The 26888-nt window shown below is 46.6% G+C and carries 23 protein-coding genes; 19 read left to right on the forward strand and 4 right to left on the reverse strand.

All coding sequences use genetic code 11. The features are described 5' to 3' along the window. Positions 1 to 7: 7 nt before the first annotated feature. Together pabB and KQI75_RS01580 are read right to left on the reverse strand one after the other, a co-directional pair. Complete coding sequence (pabB, locus tag KQI75_RS01575) at positions 8 to 1363, reverse strand: aminodeoxychorismate synthase component I (RefSeq protein WP_216468930.1); 1356 nt, start codon at positions 1361 to 1363, stop codon at positions 8 to 10. Next, positions 1351 to 1944, reverse strand: coding sequence for an anthranilate synthase component II (locus tag KQI75_RS01580; RefSeq protein ID WP_216468931.1), 594 nt, complete (start codon positions 1942 to 1944; stop codon positions 1351 to 1353). The genes pabB and KQI75_RS01580 overlap by 13 nt, the downstream gene beginning before the upstream one ends. 278 nt (positions 1945 to 2222) lie before the next feature. Here KQI75_RS01580 and KQI75_RS01585 point away from each other — a divergent pair, with 278 nt between their 5' ends. From KQI75_RS01585 to KQI75_RS01660, 16 genes are all read left to right on the forward strand, one after another. Then, on the forward strand, positions 2223 to 2633 hold the full coding sequence (locus KQI75_RS01585; protein ID WP_216468932.1) for a hypothetical protein: 411 nt from the start codon (positions 2223 to 2225) through the stop codon (positions 2631 to 2633). A gap of 446 nt (positions 2634 to 3079) precedes the next feature. Continuing rightward, positions 3080 to 4540 carry an aminotransferase class I/II-fold pyridoxal phosphate-dependent enzyme gene (locus tag KQI75_RS01590; RefSeq protein ID WP_216468933.1) on the forward strand — a complete coding sequence of 487 codons (1461 nt, stop codon included), beginning with the start codon at positions 3080 to 3082 and terminating at the stop codon, positions 4538 to 4540. A gap of 14 nt (positions 4541 to 4554) precedes the next feature. Continuing rightward, positions 4555 to 5409, forward strand: coding sequence for a polyamine aminopropyltransferase (gene speE, locus KQI75_RS01595; protein WP_216468934.1), 855 nt, complete (start codon positions 4555 to 4557; stop codon positions 5407 to 5409). A gap of 3 nt (positions 5410 to 5412) precedes the next feature. Next, entirely contained in the window at positions 5413 to 6267 is an 855-nt protein-coding gene (speB, locus tag KQI75_RS01600) for an agmatinase (RefSeq protein WP_216468935.1), read from the forward strand. Positions 6268 to 6297: 30 nt separating this feature from the next. Then, positions 6298 to 7557, forward strand: coding sequence for a saccharopine dehydrogenase family protein (locus KQI75_RS01605; protein ID WP_216468936.1), 1260 nt, complete (start codon positions 6298 to 6300; stop codon positions 7555 to 7557). Continuing rightward, positions 7557 to 8771, forward strand: a complete 1215-nt coding sequence (nspC, locus tag KQI75_RS01610; RefSeq protein ID WP_216468937.1) for a carboxynorspermidine decarboxylase — start codon at positions 7557 to 7559, stop codon at positions 8769 to 8771. Before KQI75_RS01605 ends, nspC begins: the two co-directional genes overlap by 1 nt. 85 nt (positions 8772 to 8856) lie before the next feature. Then, positions 8857 to 9399: a hypothetical protein gene (locus tag KQI75_RS01615; protein ID WP_216468938.1), complete on the forward strand. Its 543-nt coding sequence runs from the start codon at positions 8857 to 8859 to the stop codon at positions 9397 to 9399. Between the two features lie 248 nt (positions 9400 to 9647). Beyond that, entirely contained in the window at positions 9648 to 10277 is a 630-nt protein-coding gene (locus tag KQI75_RS01620) for a TetR/AcrR family transcriptional regulator (RefSeq protein ID WP_216468939.1), read from the forward strand. Between the two features lie 20 nt (positions 10278 to 10297). Beyond that, positions 10298 to 10513, forward strand: a complete 216-nt coding sequence (locus KQI75_RS01625) for a PF20097 family protein (protein ID WP_216468940.1) — start codon at positions 10298 to 10300, stop codon at positions 10511 to 10513. A gap of 14 nt (positions 10514 to 10527) precedes the next feature. Then, positions 10528 to 10938, forward strand: a complete 411-nt coding sequence (locus tag KQI75_RS01630; protein WP_216468941.1) for a hypothetical protein — start codon at positions 10528 to 10530, stop codon at positions 10936 to 10938. 21 nt (positions 10939 to 10959) lie between these two features. After that, complete coding sequence (locus tag KQI75_RS01635; RefSeq protein ID WP_216468942.1) at positions 10960 to 11586, forward strand: GNAT family N-acetyltransferase; 627 nt, start codon at positions 10960 to 10962, stop codon at positions 11584 to 11586. Between the two features lie 12 nt (positions 11587 to 11598). Further along, the gene (locus KQI75_RS01640) at positions 11599 to 11931 is read left to right on the forward strand and encodes a TfoX/Sxy family protein (protein ID WP_216468943.1); all 333 of its coding nucleotides are present in this window, start codon (positions 11599 to 11601) and stop codon (positions 11929 to 11931) included. 239 nt (positions 11932 to 12170) lie between these two features. Beyond that, a complete protein-coding gene (locus KQI75_RS01645) occupies positions 12171 to 12485 on the forward strand; it encodes a hypothetical protein (protein ID WP_216468944.1) in 315 nt (104 codons plus the stop codon). Positions 12486 to 12488: 3 nt separating this feature from the next. Next, positions 12489 to 12977 (forward strand): hypothetical protein, encoded by a 489-nt coding sequence (locus tag KQI75_RS01650; protein WP_216468945.1) that lies wholly within the window; start codon positions 12489 to 12491, stop codon positions 12975 to 12977. A 17-nt stretch (positions 12978 to 12994) separates the two neighbouring features. Then, positions 12995 to 13549, forward strand: coding sequence for a hypothetical protein (locus KQI75_RS01655; protein WP_216468946.1), 555 nt, complete (start codon positions 12995 to 12997; stop codon positions 13547 to 13549). Further along, a complete protein-coding gene (locus tag KQI75_RS01660; RefSeq protein ID WP_216468947.1) occupies positions 13546 to 14523 on the forward strand; it encodes a hypothetical protein in 978 nt (325 codons plus the stop codon). The genes KQI75_RS01655 and KQI75_RS01660 overlap by 4 nt, the downstream gene beginning before the upstream one ends. A 48-nt stretch (positions 14524 to 14571) precedes the next feature. On the opposite strand, the gene KQI75_RS01665 is transcribed toward KQI75_RS01660, so the two are convergent. Beyond that, the gene (locus KQI75_RS01665; RefSeq protein ID WP_216468948.1) at positions 14572 to 15585 is read right to left on the reverse strand and encodes an AAA family ATPase; all 1014 of its coding nucleotides are present in this window, start codon (positions 15583 to 15585) and stop codon (positions 14572 to 14574) included. An 87-nt stretch (positions 15586 to 15672) separates the two neighbouring features. After that, the gene (locus KQI75_RS01670) at positions 15673 to 17181 is read right to left on the reverse strand and encodes a carbon starvation CstA family protein (RefSeq protein ID WP_216468949.1); all 1509 of its coding nucleotides are present in this window, start codon (positions 17179 to 17181) and stop codon (positions 15673 to 15675) included. 635 nt (positions 17182 to 17816) lie between these two features. Here KQI75_RS01670 and KQI75_RS01675 point away from each other — a divergent pair. The 3 genes from KQI75_RS01675 (at position 17817) to KQI75_RS01685 (ending at position 26873) form a co-directional block, all read left to right on the forward strand. Then, positions 17817 to 23783, forward strand: coding sequence for a SpaA isopeptide-forming pilin-related protein (locus tag KQI75_RS01675; protein WP_216468950.1), 5967 nt, complete (start codon positions 17817 to 17819; stop codon positions 23781 to 23783). 100 nt (positions 23784 to 23883) lie between these two features. Further along, positions 23884 to 25584: a SpaH/EbpB family LPXTG-anchored major pilin gene (locus tag KQI75_RS01680; RefSeq protein ID WP_216468951.1), complete on the forward strand. Its 1701-nt coding sequence runs from the start codon at positions 23884 to 23886 to the stop codon at positions 25582 to 25584. 293 nt (positions 25585 to 25877) lie between these two features. After that, entirely contained in the window at positions 25878 to 26873 is a 996-nt protein-coding gene (locus tag KQI75_RS01685; protein ID WP_216468952.1) for a class C sortase, read from the forward strand. The last annotated feature ends 15 nt before the right edge of the window (positions 26874 to 26888 follow it).

The raw sequence follows: 26888 nt of genomic DNA on the forward strand, positions 1-26888 counted from the left end.
ATTCTCCTTATTGCAAAGCATCTAACATAGCGCGTGCTTTTTGCAGTGTTTCCTCATATTCGAATGCCGGATCGGATTGCGCCGTGATTCCACCGCCAACGCCAAGATAATAGGTGTGGTTTGTATGCAAAGCGGTGCGAATGATAATATTCCAGTCACAATTTCCATCGAGGGAAAGATAGCCAAGCGTTCCCGTGTAAATATTCCGATTGCAGCGCTCCAATTCGTCAATGATTTCCATTGCACGATATTTGGGCGCACCGGTGATAGAACCGCCGGGGAATACTGCGCGCAATATATCGGAAAAGGAAGCGTTTGGATTTACTTGCCCGCGAACCGTGGAGACAAGATGAAATACCGTTGCATACGCTTCAATTGCAAACATCTCCGGAACAACCACACTGCCCGGCAAGCAAATGCGATTGAGATCATTGCGTTCCAAATCAACAATCATAAGCAATTCGCTGCGATCTTTCTTTGATTGCTGCAGCTCTTGCCGGAGCAATTGATCTTCTGCTGCGTTTGTGCCGCGTTTTCGCGTCCCTTTAATCGGGCGGGTTTCGCTGATGCCGTTCCGGATATGCACAAACCGTTCCGGCGATGCGCTGATGATTTGGAAATCTTCGCAATTCATATATGCGCCAAACGGGGAGGGATTATTTTTTCGCAGGGATAAAAACACATCGACAGGTGATTTTGTACTGTGTATTTCAAATTGCTGTGTCATATTGGCCACATAAATATCTCCGGCAACCATGTAGTCCATCATGCGGCGCACCGCTTGCTCATACTCCGCCTGTTCAAAATCGGCACGAACGGATAAGCAATGCTTCTCTGCCGCAGGAGAATCGGAGCATTTGGTTTTTGATTCATATATAATAGCCAGAATTGTTTCCGTAAGCTGTTGTGCCGGCTGCGTTTTGCCGTTTGCAACAAGAAACGTTTGCTTGTTCCAGCAGTCCTCGATGAGAAAAACATCATAAAACGTGAGAACGGCATCCGGCACAGCAACGGTTTTCTGTTGCTGTGAGGGGATTTGTTGCAATTTTCTGCCGTAGTCATAAGAAAAATATCCGATAGCACCAGAAACAAGCGGCAAATCCGTCGTATTTTCTTCCCGATGTGCTTCCAAATACGCGTCCAAATACTCTTCAAATGACTGACGCGTTTCCGGTTTGCCGTTTACTGTAAACGCGTCAGTCGTTTTCTTTAACTGCAAGTACGGATATAATCCAAGAATCGAATAGCGCCCGAGCTGATTCACAAGAGAAGAATCGAGAAAGGCACAATCCTTTTCGTGGGCAAACAGCGAAAAAATCTGCGCTGCCGGAATGTAGGGTGTGAGTTGTTTTATGATGCGCATCTGGCGGGTCTCCTCTCTGCAATCTGACAAAATGTTCGCAAAATATCTTTTCCATATTGCGTCATGACAGCCTCCGGATGAAACTGTACGCCGTAAATCGGCAGTGTTTTATGGGAAATCGCCATAATTTCACCGTCATCGGAATAGGCATCTATTTGATAGTCTGCCGGAAGCGTCTCTTTCCGAATAACCAAGGAATGATAGCGCGTGACATCAAAACAGGAGGGAAGTCCGGCAAATAATCCGGTGCCGTGATGATATAATTTGGTCACTTGCCCGTGCATGGGAACAGCGCCTTTCTCTACATGGGCACCCGCGCAGATGCCGAGCACCTGATGCCCCAGACACACACCGAGAATCGGAATTTTCCCGCCAAATCTCTGAACGACTTGCATACACAGCGCGGCATCCTGCGGGCGTTTTGGCCCCGGGGAGAGAATGATTCCTTCCAGCTCCATGTGCTCGATATCGGCAAGGGTCAGCTCATCGCAGCGTTTGACACGAATATTTCTGCCCAGTTCTTCAAAATAGGCTTTTAGATTATATACAAACGAATCATAGTTATCAATCATCAAATACATAGAATGCCTCCAAAACGAAAAAAGGGATAACGACAGCATGAAAAATCATGTACAGTCGTTATCCCTTGCGGTCCGTAATCTGTATGTATACCATATCGCATCAGATAAAAAATGTCAAGTGCACAAAATGGGAAATAGTTATTGACAAATAAAAACAAAACATGTTGCTATAAAATAGATAAAAACAAATAATACCTCGGCTGTTTTTGCCGTTGCTGCTGCTGTGGTCGCTGTTTCAATTTTTCCTGCCGGTCTATTAATCCGGTACAAAAGAAAGTATGCAGGCATATCGGCATCCGGTTTCTTCGGCGTCCTTGCTGTTGATGGGCATACAGCAGCTTGTCTATGTTCCGCTCTATATCTGGACCTATCTGGCATTGCCGCATTTTCAGTACATTGTTGGAATTTTGATTTTTCAGCTTGCGTGTGTGGGAACGCTTTTTGCGGCTGCGCTGTATGTATTTGGCTCTCCGACCGTCAATATGGGCATTGGACTGGCATATATCGGCGTTTCTATGCCTTTGGCGGAGAGCGTTGTTCCGCTGCTGTTTCGCCCCAATCGCATGATAGATGGATTTTTGCTTGACTATTGGGTGATTCATATTGGGATACAGCTTGCACTCTGCGTCCTCCTGTCCGCATGGCAGCGCAGGAATGCAAAATACGGCGGCGGATACCCGCGTTTGTAAAATGATTGAAAAAATTCTTGACAACGAATATTACCTTGTGATACCATAATTATAGTTTTGAAAGGCAAAATATGGTTTACAAGTCTTTTCAAAGCAATTGTTTTTGAACCACTCCAACCGGGAGTTAAGGCCATACGGACAGCCGGGTTCACTGCCGAATTGGTAACTTTGGTTGCCTTATTGATTGAGTTAGAAGCTCAAATTTTATAAGTTGGTTCCTTTATAACCAGAATTGCGCAGAAAGCGCAGACTTGTGAAACGGTCAATAAGAGTAGTAAAAGTAATAATTGCTATATAGACTCTCAAAAGACATCCATATTCACTTTTCCTTGCCGCGGCGGCAGTGTGCCGAACTTTTGACAGCAAGAAAATCGGAATGACACGCAGGTTTGCAAATTGTGCAAACCTGCGTTTTTTGTTGTTGTCGGAGCCAGAACGGAGGAAATATGAACGGAAATCATTTTACGCGCGACCAAAGCCGTGCGCCAATCCATGAAGCACTGGAAAATTTTCGCCAGATGCGCGTGGTTCCCTTTGATGTGCCAGGCCACAAACGCGGCCGCGGCAATCCGGAATTGACGGAATTTTTGGGACAACAGTGCGTCGGCGTGGATGTCAACAGCATGAAGCCACTAGACAATCTGTGCCATCCAGTCTCCGTCATTCGAGAAGCGGAAGAGCTGGCGGCGGATGCCTTTGGCGCGGCGCATGCGTTCTTGATGGTCGGCGGAACGACCAGCTCTGTGCAAAGCATGATTTTGACTGCCTGCAAGCGCGGCGATGAGATTATTCTGCCGCGAAATGTGCATCGCAGTGTGCTCAATGCGATGGTTCTGTGCGGTGCAATTCCCGTTTATGTCAATCCGGAAGTGGATCAGCGATTGGGCATTTCCCTCGGCATGCGCCGCGAACAGGTCGCAAAGGCGATTGCGGAGCATCCGAATGCCGTGGCCGTTTTGGTCAATAATCCGACATATTACGGCATTTGCAGCGATTTGCGCGCGATTGTTAAAATGGCACATGAAGCTGGTATGCTATGTCTGGCAGATGAAGCGCATGGCACGCATTTCTATTTCGGTGGCGGGCTGCCAGTCTCTGCGATGGCGGCGGGTGCAGATATGGCATCGGTTTCCATGCACAAGAGCGGCGGCAGTTTGACACAGTCCAGCCTGCTTCTGATCGGTCCCAATGTACATGCGGGATATGTGCGCCAGATTATTAACCTGACGCAGACGACCTCCGGCAGTTATCTGCTCATGTCCAGCTTGGATATTTCCCGCCGGAATCTTGCTCTGCGCGGCAGAAAAGTTTTTCATCAGGTTGCAGATATGGCAGAATACGCACGGGAAGAAATCAATGCCATTGGCGGATATTATGCGTTCGGCAAGGAGCTTGTCAACGGAAATTCGATTTTTGACTTTGATACGACAAAGCTCAGCGTTCATACGCTGGATATCGGTCTTGCCGGCATTGAAGTATACGATATTTTGCGCGATGAATATGATATCCAAATTGAATTTGGTGACATTGGCAATATTCTGGCATATCTGTCTATCGGTGACCGCGCACAGGAAGTGGAGCGTCTGGTCAGTGCTTTGGCAGAAATCCGCCGTCGCTTCCAGACAGATGGCACAGGCTTGCTCAGTCAGGAATACATTGATCCGCAGGTTGTGACCAGCCCGCAGGAAGCGTTTTATGCGGAAAAATGCAGTCTGCCGCTGCGCGAAACGGAAGGTCGTGTGTGCAGTGAATTTGTCATGTGCTATCCGCCAGGCATTCCGATTGTTGCACCGGGCGAACGCATCACGCCGGAAATTTTGGATTATATCGAATATGCCAAAACAAAGGGATGCAATGTGACCGGACCGGAAGATCCAGATATTCAGTATTTGAATGTTCTTGCGTAAGGAGGGATAACAAAATGGAAATGTGGTTTTCTGAATTTCACACACCGGATGTGAAGCACAGCATCCGTGTCAATCGCCAGCTATATTCTAAGCAGAGCGAATATCAGCGCATTGATATTTTTGAAACACCGGAATTTGGCCGTGTTTTGACGCTGGACGGCAACGTCATGCTGACAGAACGTGATGAGTTTATCTATGACGAGATGATCACTCATGTGCCGATGGCTGTTCATCAAGAAGCAAAAGACATCTTGGTCATCGGTGCCGGAGACGGCGGCGTTGTACGAGAGCTGACGCGGTATGACCGCGTCAAGCACATTGATCTGGTGGAAATGGATCCGGCGGTTGTCGAGGCCTGCCGCGCGTATCTGCCGGAGAACGCCTGCCGTATGGATGACCGCCGCGTGCACATCCATTTTGGCAATGCACTGAAGTTCATTCGTCGTTGTGAAGAAAGATACGATTTGATTATTGTAGATTCTTCCGACCCGTTTGGCCCGTCTGAGGGATTGTTTACCCGCGAATTTTACGGAAACTGCTACAATGCGTTGAAGAAAGACGGCATTATGGTCAATCAGCAGGGAAGCCCGTTTTATGCAGAGGATGCCCATGCCATGCAGCGCAGTCACAAGCGCATTGCAAGCACTTTCCCGATCAGCCGTGTATATCAGGCGCACATTCCGACGTTTGCCGCCGGATACTGGCTGTTTGGCTTTGCCAGCAAAAAGTATCATCCTGTGGATGATTTGGACGCAGAGTCTTGGAACGCACTGAATATGCGCACGCGTTATTATACGACCAGACTGCACAAGGGTGCGTTTTATCTTCCGGCTTTTCTGGAAGAAATGCTGGAAGAAGTGGAGGAGTAAGCGATGCAGCGCAATGTAGAAAATTTTATTGGCTGTGAAAGCAGCTATGAAGACGCAAAAATTGTTTTATTCGGCGCGCCGTTTGATTCTACCACGAGTTTTCGACCCGGCGCACGATTCGGGCCGGCTGCTATGCGGCACGAAAGCTTTGGCTTGGAGACATACAGCCCTTATCAGGATAAAGATCTGGAAGATCTTGCCGTATTTGACAGCGGAGATTTGGAGCTGTGCTTCGGCAGCAGTGAAATGGCACTGGCTGATATTGAAGCGCGTGCACGGGAAATTGTATCAGACGGAAAGTTTCCGCTGCTGTTAGGCGGCGAACATCTGGTCACATTGGGCGCTGTCCGTGCTGTTTTGGAGAAATATCCGGAGCTTCACATCGTACATTTCGATGCTCATGCAGACCTGCGTGATGACTATCTCGGCGCACAGCTCAGCCATGCCTGTGTCCTGCGCCGCTGTCATGATTTGATTGGCGATGGACGCATTCATCAATTTTGCATTCGCAGCGGCGAACGCGCAGAATTCCGTTTTGCAGCGCAGCACACGGACATGCATCCGTTTTCCTTTGACGGCTTAGCGGAGTTGACAGAGCAGCTCACGTGCACGCAGGTACCTGTTTACTTGACGATTGACTTGGACTGCTTAGACCCTTCGGCATTTCCGGGAACCGGAACGCCGGAAGCTGGCGGCGTGAGCTTTTTACAGCTGTTAGATGCCATTCGAACCATCACACAAGCAAACATTGTTGCGGCGGATGTCAACGAGTTGGCACCAATGCTGGACACCAGTGGTGTATCCACGGCGACAGCCTGCAAAGTTCTTCGAGAACTGCTGTTAGCCCTGCACGTATAAACATAGAGATTCAAAAAAGGAGTACATGATATGAGTAGAGTTCTCGTAATCGGCTGCGGCGGCGTAGCCAGTGTTGCAATCCAGAAGTGCTGTCAGGTCAGCGATGTATTTACCGAGCTGTGCATTGCCAGCCGTACCAAGTCCAAGTGTGATGCACTGGCAGAGAAATTGGCAGGCAAGACCAAGACCATCGTGACAACCGCACAGGTTGACGCAGATGATGTACAGCAGGTCATTGATCTGATTCGTGCGTACAAGCCGGACTTGGTTATGAATATTGCACTGCCGTATCAGGATTTGACCATTATGGATGCTTGCTTGGCTTGCGGCGTCAACTATATGGACACGGCAAACTATGAGCCGGAGGACACCGATGATCCGGAATGGCGTGCAATTTATGAAAAGCGCTGTGAAGAAGAAGGATTTTCGGCATACTTTGATTACTCTTGGCAGTGGGCATATCGAAAGAAATTTGAGGATGCCGGCTTGACTGCACTGCTCGGCTGCGGCTTTGATCCGGGCGTGACGCAGGCGTATTGCGCATACGCTGCAAAGCACGAATTTGACCAGATTGACACCATTGATATTCTCGACTGTAACGGCGGCGATCACGGCTACGCTTTTGCAACCAACTTCAATCCGGAAATCAATCTGCGCGAAGTCAGCGCACCGGGCAGCTACTGGGAGAACGGCCACTGGGTTGAGATTCCGGCCATGAGCATCAAGCGGGAATACACCTTCGATCAGGTCGGTGACAAGGACATGTATTTGCTGCATCACGAAGAAATTGAGTCGCTGGCAAAGACCATTCCGGGTGTCAAGCGCATTCGCTTCTTTATGACATTCGGTCAGAGCTATCTGGATCACATGCGCTGCTTGGAGGATGTCGGTATGCTGTCCACCACGCCGATTTCCTTCAACGGTCAGGAAATTGTTCCGATTCAGTTCCTCAAGGCACTGCTTCCGGATCCGGCAAGTCTCGGTCCGCGCACCAAGGGCAAGACCAACATCGGCTGTATCTTTACCGGCACCAAGGACGGCAAAGAAAAGACCTATTACATCTACAATATTTGTGATCATCAGTCCTGCTATCAGGAAGTTGGAAGTCAGGCCATCAGCTACACCACCGGTGTTCCGGCTATGTGCGGCGCACTGATGATGCTGACCGGCAAATGGGAGAAGCCGGGTGTTTACACGGTAGAAGAATTTGATCCGGATCCGTTCCTTGATGCACTGGATCAGTACGGTCTGCCGCGCAGCGAAAGCCATACACCGGCATTGGTAGACTGATGCAGGAAACCAGAGATCTTCGCGCACCATTCGCGCCAATTGACGGCACAATACCGGCAGAGCTTCGCGCTCTGCCGACACCGTGCTATGTACTGGATGAATCAGCCCTGATACACAATGCGCAAATATTGGGAGAGCTGGCACAGCGCACCGGATGCCGCGTATTATTGGCACAGAAGGCGTTTAGCAATTACGATTGTTATCCATTCTTTGAGCCGTATCTTGCGGGAACAGAGGCGAGCGGATTATATGAAGCGCGATTGGGTGCAGAAGAAATGCCGAACAAAGAAGTGCATGTATTCTGTGCCGGATACCGTGAGGATGAATTCGCAGAGCTATTGACATATGCCGATCACATTGTGTTTAATTCTCCTTCCCAATTGAAGCGGTTTGGAGAAATGGCAAAGCGAGCAGGAAAAAGCATCGGTTTGCGCATCAATCCGGAATATTCCACGCAAGAGGGACATGCTATTTACGATCCGTGTGCTCCGGGCAGCCGCATGGGCACAACGCGTGCGCAGTTTGACATTGCGGTAAGCCAATGCCCTGCGCTACTGGACTTGCTAGATGGCCTGCATTTTCACACGCTGTGCGAACAGAATTCCGATGATTTGGAAACAACATTGACAGCGGTTGAAAAAACCTTCGGAGACATTCTGCCGCGCATGAAGTGGGTGAATTTCGGCGGCGGTCATCATATCACAAAATCAGAATACGACATAGAACGTCTGGAACGATGCATCCGATATGCACAGAAGCAGTGGGATGTGACGGTTTATCTGGAGCCCGGAGAAGCATGGGCGTTAAATGCCGGATATTTGCTGACGCACGTTTTGGATACGATGCAAAATGGAGAAACCCAGATTGCAATTTTAGATGCCAGCGCGGCGTGTCACATGCCGGATGTGCTGGAAATGCCATATCGCCCGCCGCTGTTAGGCGCAGGCGAACCGAAAGAATTGCCCTATACCGTTCGTCTTGGCGGCCCGACCTGTCTTTCAGGAGATGTTGTTGGCGAATATAGCTTCCAGCACCCATTGAAAACAGGGGATTTGCTGGCATTCGGAGACATGGCAATTTATACGACCTGCAAAAACAATACGTTCAATGGAATGCCGCTTCCCAACATTTATCTGCGAAAGGCAGACGGCACGTGTGAGCAGTTGACCGATTTTGGGTACTCTGACTTTAAGGAACGATTGGGAAGAAGATAAACCAAATTTACGATTGACAACTTTCTTTTTAAAAGCTATACTAAACTTGTACAAATTCACAAGGGCTTACGAAAGAGGGGTTGTCATGTTGGATGAACTGATAGAAAAAGCAAAGAAGAAAAGAAAGCTGGTTAGTATTTACCGTTCAGAAGATACAGAGCGTTTTATGACCGGTTATATTCTTGCATGTTCCGATGAGTTTTTGCTGTTAAGCGAAATCGATTGCTATGGCAATTATGATGGATTCATGGTATTAAAGCGTGATGCATTATATCGCTGTGAGATAGAATCGACACACGCAAAAAGAGCGCAAAAGCTCTACTCTTTACGAGGACAGCAGCATCCAACGATCAAAGTGCAAGATGAGGAAGAAATCATTCCTTCCATCTTTCGATTTGCACAGGAAACACAAAAGGTTGTATCTATCGAACTGCGCGAAAGCGATAATTATGATGTAACAGGTATCGTCACTGCACTAGACGATAATGCGGTTTTTATCCATCAGTTAACCGATGATGGCAGTCCAGACGGTGATTCTGTTGTTCTGCTGGAAGATGTCACAGAGGTATGCTGTGATTCGCAGGATGAGCAGGCAGTTAAGATTCTGTCTGAGCATCAGGATAAGTAAAAAGCACAAAAAATTCCTCGGCATTCTCAACCGAGGAATTTTTTTATGCTCACAGAAATATTTTGACAGGACGCGAAGAAAAACAAAATGAATGCCTTCCTAAAACGAAGATGCAAAATGACAGTTAATGAATGTTCTGAGAGAGAACAAAGACTCGCAAGTACATTTTTTATATTAGTTCTTGACAAGTAACCACTTGGTAACTATAATGTAGTTACCAAGTGGTTACTTTAATAAAGGAGATAATTATGGCAGAGGGTACAAAGGAACGAATTTTGAGAATAGCGCTGGAGCTGTTTGCGCAGAACGGCTATCTGGGGACGTCTATGAATGATATTGCAGGGCGGTTGGGATTTACGAAAGCCGCCTTATATAAGCACTATGCCGGCAAACAAGAAATCTTAGATAAGATCGTGGAGCGGATGAACAAGATGGACTATGAGCGTGCCGAGGCGTATGAAATGCCGGAAACGGAACCGGACGGCTTTGCGGAAGCTTATATGCATACACCAATTCAGAAAATTCGCACATACAGCTTTGCTCAGTTTGACCATTGGACAAAGGAGCCGTTTTCTTCTAATTTCCGTAAAATGCTGACACTGGAGCAATACCGTGATCCAAAGCTCGCGCAGCTTCACCACGATTATCTGGCGGGCGGTCCGCTGGAGTACATGGCGGCTATCTTCCGTAAGCTGACAGATTCTGATGCGGACGCTATGCAGCTGGCGTTGGAATTCTATGGGCCAATGTATCTTTTATACAGTGTCTACGACGGTGCAGAGGAAAAAGAATCTGTTTCTTCTCTGCTGGCGATACATATTGATCGCTTTATTGCCAAGGTTGAATCTGATTACAGAAACAGGAAAAGAACAACATGAAAGATTAGGAGGAAATAATGATGATGTGTCCGAAATGCGGGAAAGAAATGAGAAAAGGCTACCTGTTCAGCAGCAAGGATGGCGCGTTCAGCTTTGCAAGCGAAGTGCCGAGTGCATTGGAAAATGCAAAAAACGTGGATGGCTTTGTAAAACTCACCGGATTGAAGGTTGGCGGCCGCACCAGCGTGAAAGCCTGCTGCTGTGATGCGTGCAGAACGATCATCATTCAGTATTGAGAGGTGCAGGAAAAATGAAACTCTATTTTGGAAATGCGATAACTACGGTGACAACTTTGATGCTCCTTGCCCTGCTGGGTTTTATCGGCTGGTCGGTTCTCAACCGCACGAGCATTCAATATTGGGGGCGCAGGAGCACGGTTCTGCTGGTGTTTGGACTTGTAGTGTGCTGCTTTGCAGCGGCGCGGGACGGGCTGGACAAGACCATTCAACACGCCATTGACGGCAGCTGCGCATCGGGGCTATTCCCGCTCGTCAGCGTGCCTACCATTGTTGGCTGTGTCGGTGCACTGTTGATTATTGTTGCCGCCATTGCTACGCCGATTGCAGGAACGCAAAAGATGCGCGAGATATGGTTCTATGTGATGTCGAGTGGCGTAGTGCTGAAAATCGCGACGATGGAGATCGCGCGGATCATTCTCTGATAAGAGAAAAGGAGAAAAGTTATGTCAGAAAAGAATCGTATCATTCGTCTGGAAACGAAAGACGATTACAGAGTCGTCGAAAATCTAACCCGTGAGTCATTCTGGAATGTTTATCGGCCTGGCTGTATGGAGCACTATGTACTGCACTGTTATCGAGATGATCCGGCATTTGTGCCGGAGCTGGACTTCGTGATGGAACTGAATGGTGAACTGATCGGGCAGGTTATCTATGTGCGGTCGGAGATCGATTGTGACGACGGGCGAACCCTACCGATTATGACCTTCGGCCCCATTGGCATCGCACCCGCATACAAACGGCAAGGCTATGGAAAGCAGCTGCTCGATTATTCCATGGAAAAAGCTAAGGAAATAGGTGCAGGGGCACTTGCCATTATCGGCAATATTGACTTTTACGGCAAGTCTGGCTTTGTTCCGGCAAAAAACAAGGGCGTGCGCTATGTCAACGACTCGGAGGCGGATTATTTTCTTATCAAAGAACTGAAACCCGGATTTTTGGACGGTATCTCCGGCACTTACAAAGACCCCGATGGGTATTTTGTCTGCGAGAGAAACCCAGAGGGGTTTGAACAGTTTGAAGCCACTTTTCCGGCAAAAGAAAAGCAGAAGCTGCCGGGACAGCTGTGTTAAATAGGAGGAATCATGGCATCCAGTAAAGAGTATCTTCATTTCATTTTAGAACAGTTATCCGACTTGAACGCGGTTTCTTACCGGTCGATGATGGGGGAATTTATCCTCTATTATCGCGGTAAAATCGTCGGCGGGATATATGATGACCGATTGCTTGTAAAGAAAACAAGATCCGCTTTGAAACTTATGCCTGCGGCAATTTGCGATCTTCCGTATGAGGGAGCAAAAGAAATGCTTCTGGTGGATGAAGTCGACAGCAAAGTGTTTCTTGCAAAGCTGTTTGAGGCAATGTACGATGAATTGCCCTCACCAAAACAAAAACGAAAGAACAACGGAGTGCAGTAGAAACCGCATGCCCACAGAAATATTTTGACAGGATGCGAAGAAAACCGTATAATGAAGCTGTTAGATAGGATAACAAAAGTGGTGATTATATGGGCCGTATTTGTCTATTGATTTTTTTATGCGTCATTTCAAGTGTTTGTAGTAGAATAATCTTGTTTTATATAGTACAAGCCGGAACTAATATTGAAAGAGCAAACAGAGTGAAAAAATCTCATAGATATTCATGGGATATGTTATTTATGACATATGTTAAAAAATACGCCGGCGACTGGAAGTGGCTATATATTGGATGTCAAATTTCTTTCGGATTGAGTATATTGAACGGGATATGTGGTACGTTATTCAGGCAGAATATTTTTACATGTATACTTGCTCAATCAATTGTCACAGTTCTTACTGCTTTCGCATTGCTTACAGATCCCGGCGCAAGCAAATCCGAATATAATGAATATATTATCGAATCAAGTCAGAAAAAATACAAAAATCAAAAGCAGGATTGGAACCGTGGTCAGCAAACGGGACGATTGCTTGATAAAATGTATGACAATTTGTAGCGTATGATAGACTGTAATCATGCCAGACTGATTTTTCAATATCCGATTTCTACAAATCAGTTGGACTGGGTATATTATGAGCTGGTATGGATTCGCGGTGAGTATCAGAAGAAAAATCTATATTTCAAAGATAGTGATGCTTTGATTTTTTGGATATTTCCTGACAAATACATGCATGCATATCGAGAAGCCAAACGGGAGAATAAACGTGATAACGGATTATTGTATGTACCCGATAATTATTTATTGAACATTATCTCCATCTATGAGTCCTGCCGTGCAGAAACAGGTTTTCCTGAAACAACTATTCCAAATCTTTTGGAAAACTTGAATTATATTGAAGATATTCTTTATGATTTAGAACGATTTAAGGCAAATAATATGAGCGAATACTTGGCTCAGTCGATACAAAATATTCGAGAGGATATTGCATTGCTTCGCGTGAATATTCCGACAAAAAAAGAGTTGCCGAGTGGACATTATTGTGAGTAAAATGGGGAGAATATCATATGGATATTTGGAAATCTGAAAACTGGAAAGTTTTTTACAGTGATAAAAAAGTGCGCACGGGATTGCATACAAGATTCGACACCCAAATTCCACCCGAAATAAAATGGCCGTGTTATATGTTTTGCGAATGGGCGAGGGATTATTATGAATTTCCAATTCGTGTTACGATATATTTCAAGGCCTCTGACACAGTGCGTGCTATGTCCGGAGAACAAGTCAGCGGGAAATGCAGTAAACCGTATAACCGTTTAGAAGAACCACATATTACTATCGCAACCGGTGCCGTTGGTGATTTTCGAAAGCAATGTCAAAAATATGGTCTAGAGGATACGATTTTTGCAATATTATGTACCATTGCACATGAATTGACACATTATTATCAGTGGCTCAATAATACTCGGCAAGGAGATACAGAGATTGAACATCGAAAAAATGAGCGAGAAGCTCGAAAATTAGGAGAGAAAAAGGTTTATCAGTATCTAATAGATTTGGGAATGTCACAACTAACCGAAACGTATTATGAGTGGAAAGAACAGGATGGAACTAACTTTTGAATGGATTAGAATTATTCGGACGGTGTTTGGTTGAGCTGATTTTTTGTATGCTTATTTGTTCGGCTTGCCTTTGGGTTGATTTTACCAACCGCTACGACATCATAGAGCGGAGAAAAATGCTGGATAATATGTCACTTTTTCGCAAGGCAAACATGGTCTTTATCAAATCAGCATGGTTTGAATCGGGGTTTTTGACAAAAATTAGTTATTATACATTGCGATTCAGCCAGATGCTCTTTGCCGCAGCGTGCATCTTTTTTCTATGCTGGAATCATACGGTACACGTTTGGACGGTACTAGAAAATATCAGTGTTGCATATCTCATTTTTGTATTGTTTCTCAATGGTCCGCTGGCTTTATCCGGATTTTCTGCATCCGATACAACAAAACGGGATTTTTGGTTAGAATATACCTCTGCTAAAAAGCAATTGGAACAGCTACAGCTGGATAACAGCATAAACAGCAAGGAATTTAAGAAACAAGTGCTTCGTGTGCAGAACGCGGCGTATCAATATTATCGTTGGCGTTATAGTCAGAGGGGAGAAGAATTTTCTCAATCAGCGGAAACGGAAATTCAATTTGTAATGCAGTTCTTTCAAATGGCGGATAAAGACCATTCGTTTGTCAAAAAAAGCATGTTTTTTGTTCCCGTAGAAATCTATGTTCTGGATTTTGAGAGTGCTGTTGAAAAGAAGCAGTTAGAAAGTGCATTACATATTTTGCGCTTTTTTATTCAAAAAATAGGGGACGTACATGATTGGAATACCGAAATTGGAAGAAATGATCTTTGGGAGTTGAATGACAATTGCAGCGTTTGGTTTGATTTGGCTGATAAAGCAGAAGATTTTGTCAACGCAAATGACGATATGCGGCAGCAATTGCGCTCGGTTTATGATGATGCATGCATTAGCCTAATGACAGCACCAAAGAGCTTAAAACAAGAAGCAAAACAAAGAAAAGACCTCTTAAAATAAAACAAATCCAGCTTTTACGGACACGTTCTGTAAAAGCTGGATTTTTCGTTATTCATACGCGGCGTTCAGGAACATCGGCTTAATGGCAACCACTTCGTCATGCTCCTCCTGCGATACCTGCACATCGGCGTTGAGTGCTTTGAGGTCGGCTTTGACGATTTCCAACGCTTGTTGCGCTGTCTGTGCGCGGCCTTGGATGATAACGCGCTGCATCCGCTTTAATACAATCGGGTGCGCATATCGAACTGGAACAGGGAAGGCGGGATACTTGCTCAAATATGCTTCCATGTGCTGCTGCGCCTGCTCATCGTACTGCAAGACGGACTTTTTGTTGTTTTTTGCAGTGGGTAGTACACTGAAGCCTGCAAAAGTAAAAATAGCAGCCAAACCAAACAGTGTAAAATAAATGGCAAACGTGCCGTGATGTAGGAAGGAAAAAATGCCGTATGCCAGCGCAGCGAGTCCCAAAATGGTAATTGCCATCGCTGCCCAGCGATAACTTGGGCTGGTACACTGATAGGCGCGCTTGCGTTTTGCGGATTTGCTCAGCTGATCGCTCAGCTCCGGTTTTTGTTCCAGATAGTCAATGGCACGCTGTAATTCGTCAACTTCCTGTTGAGCGGCAGCGGATAACGTCGGACGCGAGCGTTCTTCTTCAGCTCGCTGTGCTTCACGCGCAGCGAGCCGCTGTTCTGCCTGCGCACTGACTCTCTTGATTTGCGGCTGTTCCCGTGCAAGCAAGGCCAACAAATCATCCACTTCGCTCTCGTGTTTGAAATTACACTGCTTTTGTTTGCCGTGATCAAATTCAACAACAAGATATGCCATGCTGGCAAACATGCCCTTTCCGGAAAAGCCGCCCTGACTCATGGCAACGCGTTTAAATACGCGCTGGATTGCCTGAAAGGGAACATAGTATTTTCGATCAATGAAAAAACTATTGAGATACAGTGCCTTTTTGCCGACACCGCACGGACCAATTTTCCGACAGGACTTTTTGTCCGGCACCAGTTCCTGATCATCCACGGTAATTCTGCTCAGTGGAGAAGGCTTGAAGATCATAATAACAACCTCGCTTGTATGTGGAATAAGAGAAAACAGCCAGCCGCTGACTATGCAGCAGCTGGCTGAAAAACGCAGATCATGCGGTTATGCTTGAGATGCTTTCGCAGAGTGCTTCTTTGTTGCACGCAGGAAGATAATCAACAGTACAGCTGCGAAGATAATACCGATTGGGTAAGCAACAGCTGTGTTGTAGATGGTCACGCCGTCAGCTGTCTTAGAGTTAATCAAGCTGCCGAGGCACTCCGGTGCGAGAATGAAGTAGGTGCAGGAAACAGCACTCATGAATGTAGCAGGCACTGCTGTGATCCAGAAATTCTTCTTTTCGGTGAACAGATACATCGAAGCTGCCCACAGTACGATCATAGCCAATGTCTGGTTCGTCCAGCTGAAGTAACGCCAGATAACCGTGTAATCAATTGCGCCGATTGCGTTGCCAATACCAAGGATTGCGCCAACACCCAAAACCGGAATACACAGCTTCAGACGGTTTGCATAAGAACCCTGATCAACATGGAACCAATCAGACAGCGTCAGACGAGCGGAACGGAATGCGGTATCACCGGAAGTAATCGGGCATACAACAACGCCGATCATTGCGAGGGCAATGCCAACGCCGCCCATTGTCTTGGAGCATACATCATAGATTGCTGCGGACTGACCTTCTGCCAATGCAGCTGCAAGGCCGGTGCTTACGCCGCCGGTGACCTTGTACAGAGCACAACCAGCTGCAGCCCAAATCAATGCGATAATGCCTTCAGCGACCATGGCACCGTAGAATACAAAGTGACCCTGTTTCTCACTCTTCATGCAGCGAGCCATCAGCGGGGACTGCGTGGAATGGAAGCCGGAAATTGCACCGCAGGCAACCGTGATGAACATGAAGCTCCAAATCGGGGTGCCGGCCGGATGCATATTGTACATATGGCTCCAAATTTCAGGAATGGTATAATCCGGATTGGTAAAGATACCAAAGATTACGCCGATTGCCATAATAATCAAGCAAAGACCAAAGATCGGATAAATCTTGCCAATGATCTTATCAATAGAGATAAAGGTTGCAATAAAGTAGTAAACCAGAATGATAATCAGCCAGAATAAGGTTGTAGTAACAACACCGGATAGACCGCCGTTTTTACACAGCGTAACAATCAGACCGGCAGGACCTACGGCAAATACCGTGCCGACCATAATCAGCAGGACAACAGAAAATACACGCATCACGTTCTGCATACCGGAACCTAAATATTTGCCGGTTACTTCAGCAACAGAACTACCATCATTTCGCTCACTAATCATGCCTGAGAAGTAGTCATGAACACCACCGGCAAAGATTGTGCCGAATGTGATCCACAAGAATACAACAGGTCCCCACAATGCACCCTGCATCGCGCCGAAGATCGGGCCAAGGCCTGCAATATTCAGCAGCTGAACCAAAAAGAGTTTCCACTGCGGCATAACAACGTAGTCAATGCCGTCGTTGATGCGTACAGCAGGAGTTTCACGGTCATCCGGACCGAAGGTGTTGTCGACAATTTTACCATATGTAAGATAGCCGACAATCAGGAGAGCCAGACAAAGAATGAAGCTTAACATAAAAACGACCTCCTTCACATGAACAGAGGATCAGCAAATGAATTTCCAACTGATTTACTCTGCTTTCTTTACCTGTTATTATAGAATATTTGGGGAAAAAATCAAGAGAAAAATTAAAGAAATTGTAGAAAATATCCAAAGAATTTCGAAGATAGTACCAAAATTTCGAAAATTATCAAAAAATATAAAATTTTGTTTTCCGCGGCATTCTTTTTGTTTCATTTGGAAATTTAAGGCACAATCTGCTTACCATCCTAATACCTGCAATGGCTCCAGTGAATAGGCGGAATGATGATTATTCTACAAAATATGATCTAATTGTAAAATAGAAAAGGATTATAAAAGAATAAGAGCTTATCGGTAAATTTTCGCCGATAAGCTCTTGCTTTTGTTGTACTGTAAAGTTATAAACCTTTACATATATAAGCTCGTATTTTCTCGATTCATACGGAAAAGAGATAGTCTATACGGAAAAACGAACTATGAGAATGGTTACTGTTTGTGTTTGTTTGTGTTACTATTGTTAATATCTATACGATAGCTATTAACAGTTGTATACGAGCTGCAACACAAATATAGACAAGCTGCGATTGAAGCAGCTTTTTTTGCCGTATTTGGAAGGGAGACGACATGACTTGACGGGAAAGAACCGCGGAAAACGCGCGATATCTTTTTTGCTGCTGCTTTGTCTGCTAGTGCCGATGTTTCACCGCAGTATTGGCATGGACGCGAAAGCAGACAATGCAACCGACACGGTTACCATCACACTGCATGATTTATATATCGACCGAAAAGAAGCTCTGCCGGACGGAACAAAACTTGCTGATTGCCTGAAAGCATCTGAACACGCCCGCAAGATTCAAGTACCAAAGGGCACAACGTTAAAAAAAGCTCTGACAGAAAATAATGTAACACTCGGCACAAAGAGCCTGAAAGCTACCGGCGTGTACAAGAAAGAAGTTACGCCGGACGAACACGCCATGACTTCCGTTGCCAATGCCAGAGAATGCGTATGGTACACGCGCGCAGACAGCGCGGACGGCAATGGCAACGGCGGCGTAGACGGTAACAACCCGCGAACAAAGCTTGATAAGTCTACAGCAATTGACAAAGACATTCATTTATATACGTACTCATATCGCCTGCGGCTGATTACAGCGAAAGATACATACAAAGACCTGATTGTCCGCGAGGGACAGAGTAAAGGCATTGTATACGGTTCTGACACGAACACAGCGAATACAGCTATCAGCAGCTTTCTGTCGAGTACAGAGGCACTTTCTTGGACAGATGTTAACGAAGGGAAACCTTTAGAAACCACTGTCTTGTCAAACGGTCTGACCCGCAACTATACGCTTCGCGCGAGCGGCGTGAACGCGCCCACAAAGGAGATTCCGTGCTATGTCGCTGTGAACGGCGCATGGAAGCAAATTTATACCATTAATATGGACACCAACCGCGTGGACGTCTGGGGCAGAACCGGTCCGGCGCTCAATTACTATGTGACAGATGCCGAGCTAAAGACCGCATACAGCGACTACGGGTTTGGCGAGGATGTAATCTTTGAAGGGAACCCCACCAGCAAAGACAAAAACGGTTATTTTCCATTTGCTTATGGTGATGACAAGCGATTATACAATCGCCAGATGCCAAAGCAGGCGGAAGAAAGTGGCCAGTTCCGCGTTCCTCTTGTAGAGGACACCAAGGACATTAAGAAAAATCTGGCGATTTATTACACCCCGCACAGCACCACAGGTTATGTGACGACAGACAATGCCGATATCCTCAAGAACAATTCGTTCTATACGATTTCCGTTGATGAGGCAGACAAGAGCAAGTTCTCTGATACTGTCACCCTTCCGGATACGAAAATTTTGAGCGGCGGAGAAGCGACATTTGAGCTGCCTTCCAAGGATAAGGACGGAAACACCGTCACATGGTATACGGAAAAGGGCAGCGATGTAACTGCCATCTCAAAGAAAGATGAGAACACCGTAACCGTCACGGTCAAAGGTATTAACGAACAAGTGCTTTTGACCACGGATAAGTCGAAAGCGGAAGGCTTGAAGGTACATTGCTTCGTGCTGATTGACCAACAGCCGGTAAAGGTCGGCTTGCTGACAACAACGAAAACGCAATCCGATACTTCGTGGGGTACAGGAAAAAACGACACGCGTTATTATATCACGCCGGCGCAGGCGGAAACCGTATATGAAAAATACGGATTCAATGCGAATCAGTATACTCCGGATACAACGGATACCCAGAAATTCAATTTTGCGATTGGATTTTATGACCAAAACATTACCATCTATGATAACTCTGCCAGAATGTGGGCGAATATCGTGCCGATAAAAGTCGACGATGAATATAAAATCCCGATGATTTCTAAGGACGACGGAGAAGCGTATGGGAGTTGTTCCGTGTATTATATCCCGAACAATACGAAAGAAAAAAATTTTTGGACAAAAGATATCACCATAGATACGCACTCCTTTACGACTAGCACAGATTTTCTTAAAAGCAACAGCTTCTACACCGTCTCAGCGCAAGACGACGCGGGAAAATTCTCCGGCACTGCAATGCCGGAGAAGCAATGCATTTTGAACGGAAAGTCCGTCACAATGACCCTGCCGTACAAGGAAGGCGTAAAGTGGTATGCCAACGGCATCCAAGTGAGACCGGAGAATATCAATGACGACAAGGCGAACTATACCGTAACCGTCAACCAAAAGACCACTTTCACAACGGAGGTTCCGCCCCTGCCGATCAATGCGTATGTCGTGATTGATGACAAGTGGACACCGATAGCAGATGAGTGGACGTGGGACAGCACTGCCAACAAATTCACAGGCGGCAAACTGACGATACCGGAAAATCAAACGACTGTTGTGGGCAACAACGAGCGCTACTATATTACCGAGACACAATTAAAACAGATTTTTGCGGCATATGATCCTTCCATCACGATTGGAAACGAAAACCATTTCGCGCATGAAATGATTCGGCCAAAGGATCCCTCAAAAATCTGGGCGGATACAGATGTGGTCACAGTTAACGGTGCAAAATGTATCCCGTTGTATCAAACGTCGAATAAAAACAACGGCGCGACAATCTATTACACACCGAAAGAAAAAGGTGGAAAGAATGGGTTGGTAAAAAATGATCCAGACGCACTGAAAGCCAACTGTCTGAAATACTCGATATCCGCGAACAACAAAAAAGGCTATCCCTATGTCAATACAAGTTTAGAACTTCCAGAAAAAGCGTTCTTTGACACTGAAGCAAAAAATGTTTCTATTACCCTGCCAAACTTTTCAGAGAGTGCCATTCAATGGGTGGCAAAGAACACAAACGGCGAGGACTGCACAACTCAGTTTACACAGACCGTCAACGAATCAGATCACACTACAACCTACACGCTGAACCAAACAGACGGCATCCGGCAGCAGTATATCTTTGAACCGAAAAATGCCAATCAAAAGCTGCGCGTGGTGTATAACACCGATGTGAAGAAGTCACTGGAGAATATTTTTTCAGAGACCGGTCGAAAAGATCACCAAACAGTCGTGCAGCCATGCAGCATCAAGGGATCTACAACCTATACGACACCTGAAATACAGAAGGATGCGGCGCCGCACACGGTTTTGCGTCCGGATGACGACTATGCAGTGGTAAATGACACGAAATATTCCAAGCAATACTACTACACGTTTGACTGCTGGGAAGTGACCACAGTTGGAGGAGGAAAGAAAACGATTCAGGCGGACACTGCGCTGGATTACGATACGCTGCAGGAATATGCGAATGAGGACGCCGAGGTGCAGCTGCAGGCGAAGTGGAAGCTGCAAGATAAAAAAGGGCGTCCGGATTCCGTCAATTTTTTCGTCGGCTTAAGCTGTGAAATTCTGGACTATGGCGGCAATACAAAGCCACAGCCCAAAGAGAATTTTACAAAAGACTCCGTGTATTCCACCCGCATTCACGGCACGGATGACGTAATAGGCTATGATCTCAAGGATGAAAAGGAAAATAAATCAGGTATTTATGTTGCCGATGCGGCGAGCCCGAAAACCGCATTCGATTTGGATGAAGATCTCCGCAATGCGGCAAAGAATATACCGCTTCGCGTAACATCCGACGACAAGTCTATCTACTACTGTCCATTGGATAAAGGAGTTAACGAAGCGAAGATCACCGTTGACAGCATGCCGACAGATGAAGAAATTTTCAGAAAAATCCGAAACAGCAAGGAAGAGGTTTACAAATCTGACCCGAACAATCCGGACAACAAAGTAATCATTCCGAAAGAGAATCTGACCACGGACAAGTATGCGATTCGCTGGTACGTTCTAAAATATCAGAACTCGGACGGCTGGCACATTGACGGCGTGCTGGTCGAAAAAAACGCAAAGGTTATCATTAAAAAGACCTTTGTCGGCGACAAGGAAGCAATTGACGAGGTCAAGAAGAACAACTATTCGATTACCGTCACAAAAAGCAATGATACAAGCGACACTCGAACGCTGACGCTCAAGGCGGCGAGTTCGAGTGACAGTACAAGCCTTGGCTATACGACGTATGACGAAGCCACCGACACGTATACGTGGGTTGTCGAAGGATATCAGGGCGAGCAGTATACCGTCAAAGAGCACAATTACACGGCGAAGGATATAACGAGCGAGGAAACTTCCCGCGCCGGCGCGCTGGAAAAAGCGTTTACGTCCACCAGCCGCTACTCCATACACAACGCGGAGAATCACGAGCACGATACCAACGGCGATAAGCCGTATACGGACGAAGGCGTTTCGGTCACGATGGATGCGTATGCCGCCGACATTGATGCACAATACTACCAAACGGTACATCTGACCAACATCTATGCGCAGGCGGGCATCCTGACGCTGTCCAAGGCAGACAGAGTGACCGGTCATGGACTGGGCAACGTTCAGTTCAAGTTGAGCAATAAAAACGGTTCACCATTGGAATTGCTGCGCAGACCGAACACCAACCAGTATTCCGTCAAGACACAGCAGGCGGAAAAGCTCGACTATACGAAGCCGGTTCCGGACAACATTGTCCAGACCGATGCGAACGGCTATGTGCAGCTGCGCTTACCACCGCTGATCGATGGAGATACCTCGGATGTATCGTATAAAGGCGAGTACTATCTGGAAGAAATTCTTCCGGAGGGCTACACCGGCGCGAAAAAAATCTCCATTACCGTTACCGATCAAGGTAAAGTACGCTTTACAATCGTCGCGTATGATGACAACAACAACAATACCACGGGCACTTGGCTGGATAACACGCAGAACAACGCGCCGATTCTATACAACACGTCCAAGATGCTGACAACGGTTACCGCGGTGAAGAAGTGGACGGCCACAACCTTGGACGATTCCAAGGTTCCCGTCACCGTGCAGTTGTGCCGCAACGGCAGACCGCTGGAGAATGTCTCCGACAAGGTTTATACGCAGATATTGAATGTGGACAACCACTGGCAGTACACGTGGAAAAACCTTCCGCTGTATGTAGACGGAGAGATTGCGAAATATTCCCTGCGCGAGCTGTCCATCGGCAATACGAAGTACGATGCCAATGTCATCAACGACTACGACACCGACGGCTACGAGGAGTACCAGGTCATAAAGGACGCGACCAAATACTACGAGGGCAAAGATTCACCGATCGGGAGTGATGGCACGGTGGATGAATCGAAATTCAAACACACACTCGCCGCGTGGAAGGACAACAGCGGCAAGATGCACTATTCCAACCACGCACTGCTGGTTATCCGCAACGCGCCGGTATCGGCGGACATTTCGTTCGAGAAAGTCGATGCCGAGCACGGCCGTGCACTTGCCAATGCAGAATTTACGCTGTACAGTGATGAACAGTGCACGAAGATGGTAACGGGCGAAGGTTTCAAGAATCCGGAAATTTCATACCCAGACTTTGGAACCGTCCAATTCACCAAGCTTCCGGCGGGCACGTACTACTTCAAGGAGACCAAAGCTCCGCCGGGTTACAAGATGGACGACACGATTTACAAAGCGGTCATCCGAAACGGCAAGACGGACATCACACCGATGCCGAAGGGACGAGAAGAAGCATCCAAGCAGAGCAACGGCGTGACCGTCACCAATGTGTCAAAGATGAAGCTGACCATCAAGAAAGTCGATATGGACGGAAAGCTGATTACCAGCAGTCCTGCGACCTTCAAGATTCAAGAGGGCACCGATTCCACGAAGATACAGCAGACGGAAAGCGGTGAAATCACGCTGAGCAACATTGCGGAGGGCGAGCAGTACATCTTTGAAGTCTCCGCACCAGCGGGATACAAAACGCTGGATACCCATGTCACGCTGGAAATCGCAAACGGCGAAATCAAGAGTATTGAAGAAAATCCGGACGAAGATCATTGGGTATTGCAACGGTACGGCGACTGTTCGTACACGCTGACGGTCAAGAACGAACCGCTGGTTTCGCTCCCGTCTGCGGGCGGGCGCGGGTATCCGCTGGCATTGCTGCTCGGCGCGGGACTGATGTGCGGCGCGTCCGGTCTGGCGCTCTGGCTGCGCCGCCGGAGAAATCAATAGCAGATATATAATATACCGCGCGTTTGCCGAAAGGGAACGCAGATATTTTATATTCCATACAAACCCTCATTTGTTAGGTAAAAGAAAGGATGTAAAAACTATGAGGAAAACAATCAAGCGGCTGGGAGCTGTGCTCCTTGCCATGGCAATGGCGGTCTCCGTGCTGTGCACGGGAGCGCTGGCGGCGGAGACGACGTATAGTATTACGGTAAATGGTAAAGCCGGACACACGTATCAGGCTTATCAGATTTTTACTGGTACAGTCTCTGCTAATGGTAAAACTTTGTCGGATATTAAATGGGGTACTGGCGTAACTCCTGCAACGTTGTTGTCGAAATTGAAGGAAAATACTGCCGTTAGTTCCTACTTTAAGGATATTACTGAGGCTGATGACAATGCGGAGAAGATTGCTGAAATAATCGGCAAATTTAAGGACAGCAGCCAAGAGGCATATGCAGTTGCAGATGCGGTTGAAGCAAGCGTAACTGAGACTTTAACAAGTGGAACGATTACTGACAATGCAACATCGACAAAAATTACTGTTAGTCATGCAGGCTATTACCTCATCAAGGATGCGAATAGATCTCAGGACAATAATAGTGAAACGGTGTACACTCGCAATATTCTGAAAATTGTAGAGCCGAATACTACGATTACCACTAAAGATGCAGTTCCATCTTTGAAAAAAACTATCACTGGTATCAATACAACTGTTTCCGATTCCGAGAATGTAGAAGCAAACACCGCTGGCATGGGTGATAAGGTTAATTATAAGTTAACTGCCACTGTTCCGGATATGAGCGGTTATACATCTTATACTTTTAAGATTACCGATACCATGTCTAAGGGTCTGACTTTTAACAAGGATGTTGCTATTACAATTGATGGAACAGCTTTAGAGGCTACAGATTTTGAAGTTAGCAATGTTACAACTGACGACGGTAATCAGACTTTTACTATTACTATTAAAGATTTTATTAACTATAAAGATAATGCTGGTAAGAATATTATTGTTACGTATTCTGCGACTTTGAATGAAAAGGCAGATCTTTCCACGGCTGGTAATACTAACGAAGCTAAGATCACGTATTCGAATGACCCAAATAAACCTGATTCGACTGGTGACACGCCGACATCTAAGGTTAAGACATATACCACAGGTCTGAAGTTGAAAAAGGTTGCAAATACGGCAGAAGGAAAAACTTTAAACGGTGCAAAGTTCAAAATTTCTGGTACTGGTTCCAAAGTGGTTCTTGTTAATCAGACAATCTATAACAAAGATGATACGACTGGAACGTATTATCTGCTGAAAAACGGTACATATACTGAAACAATTCCAACTGAGGAGAATAAGAATACATATGATTCCACAACTCAGAAGTACAAGAAGATTGAGACTGTAACTAAGGACACTATACCGACCAATTTTGAGACAGAAGCATATGTTGATACAGATGGTGTCCTGAAAATTGAAGGCCTTGGAGAAGGCACGTATACCATTACTGAGCTTGTTGCACCGGATGGATACAATTTATTAACTAAGCCTATTACTATTACAATTTCTGCATCAAACGTAACATTTAATTCTTGCACGTGGAGTATAAAGAATGGTGATACAGACTTAAATGTTGATGAAAACGATAATACGTTGTACTTATTGACAGTAATCAACAATGCTGGTTCCACCCTTCCGTCCACCGGCGGCATGGGCACGAAGCTGTTCTACACCATCGGCGGCATCCTGATGGCTGGCGCGGCAATCGTGCTGGTGGTCAGAAAGCGCCGTTCTGACGCAGAGTAATCTTGCGGACGCAGAAACTGCACATCAAGCAATCCTGCTCCCTCTTTGAGGGAGCAGGAGATTTCCTCTGACGTATCAGGGGTGCTCTGATACGAACTTGCTTCTTTTACAATCCCTCTCTGTCTGCTTACGCAGACATCTCCCCCAAAGGGGAAGACGAGAAAAAGTCTGTGCGACAGAGTGCAATCTCACGCAGAGACCAAGCTTGCCTCTCCCTCTGGGAGAGGTGTCACGCAGTGACGGAGAGGGCTAAGAAGAAAGTCGTAATTTTAACCAACATCAGGGAGCGATTCATGAAGCAGACCAAGAAAGCAAAACAAAAGAAAAAGGGCGGTTCTTTTTCAACGGTTCTCTTACTTGTGATTTTCCTCGTGGGTCTCTCCGTTATGTTGTATCCTGTGGTAAGCAGCTGGTGGAACTCGATGCACATGTCGCGGGCAGTCGCGGCATATCAAGAAGCGGTCGAGGACACAAGCAAGGCGGAGCGCGAAGCGATGCTCGCCGCAGCAGACGACTACAATCGGCGTCTGTTCGAACGCCATGCCGGCATCGGCACAAATTTGGAGGACTATCAGTCTGTGCTGGATATCACCGGCACGGGCATCATGGGCTATATCACCATTCAAAAGCTGGATTTGGAACTGCCGATTTATCACGGCATGGACGCGAATGTCCTGCAAGTCGGTGTCGGGCATGTCTCCGGCAGCAGTCTGCCGGTCGGCGGCGAAAATACATTTAGCGTGCTGTCCGGTCATCGCGGCATGCCAGACGCGCGGCTGTTTACCGATATTGACCAGCTTGTCAAAGGTGATATCTTTATCATTACGGTCTTAGACCGCAAAATCGCGTATCAGGTGGATGATATCTCGACGGTTCTGCCGCGCGAAGTGGAAGAACTGCGCATCGTGGCGGGCAAGGATTACTGTACGCTCGTCACGTGCACGCCATACGGCATCAATACCCATCGGCTGCTTGTGCGCGGTCACCGCGTTGCCCTGCCGGACAACACCGAACTGCCGACGGCGCAGGAAAAAATGCAGGGCTTGGATTGGAAAATCAAGTTGCTGGCTGTGATTTTGGCGCTGTTGCTGCTGCTTGGCATCGTCCTACTGTGGCGCAGACGCAAAAGGAAAAAACGGAAAAGAAGGGAATTCGGTGAGGAACATCCTGAACATTGGGAAGTTGTCGAAAGAATTGCAGCTCAGCCTGCTGACCGCGCTGCTGCTGACAAGCCTCGCTCTCGCAAACGAAGCCATCGACACGACAAAAACCGGAAGCCTCACGATTGAATTGAAAAGCGGAAA

The sequence above is a fragment of the Butyricicoccus intestinisimiae genome (genome assembly GCF_018918345.1).
Taxonomy (GTDB): Bacteria; Bacillota; Clostridia; order Oscillospirales; family Butyricicoccaceae; genus Butyricicoccus_A; species Butyricicoccus_A intestinisimiae.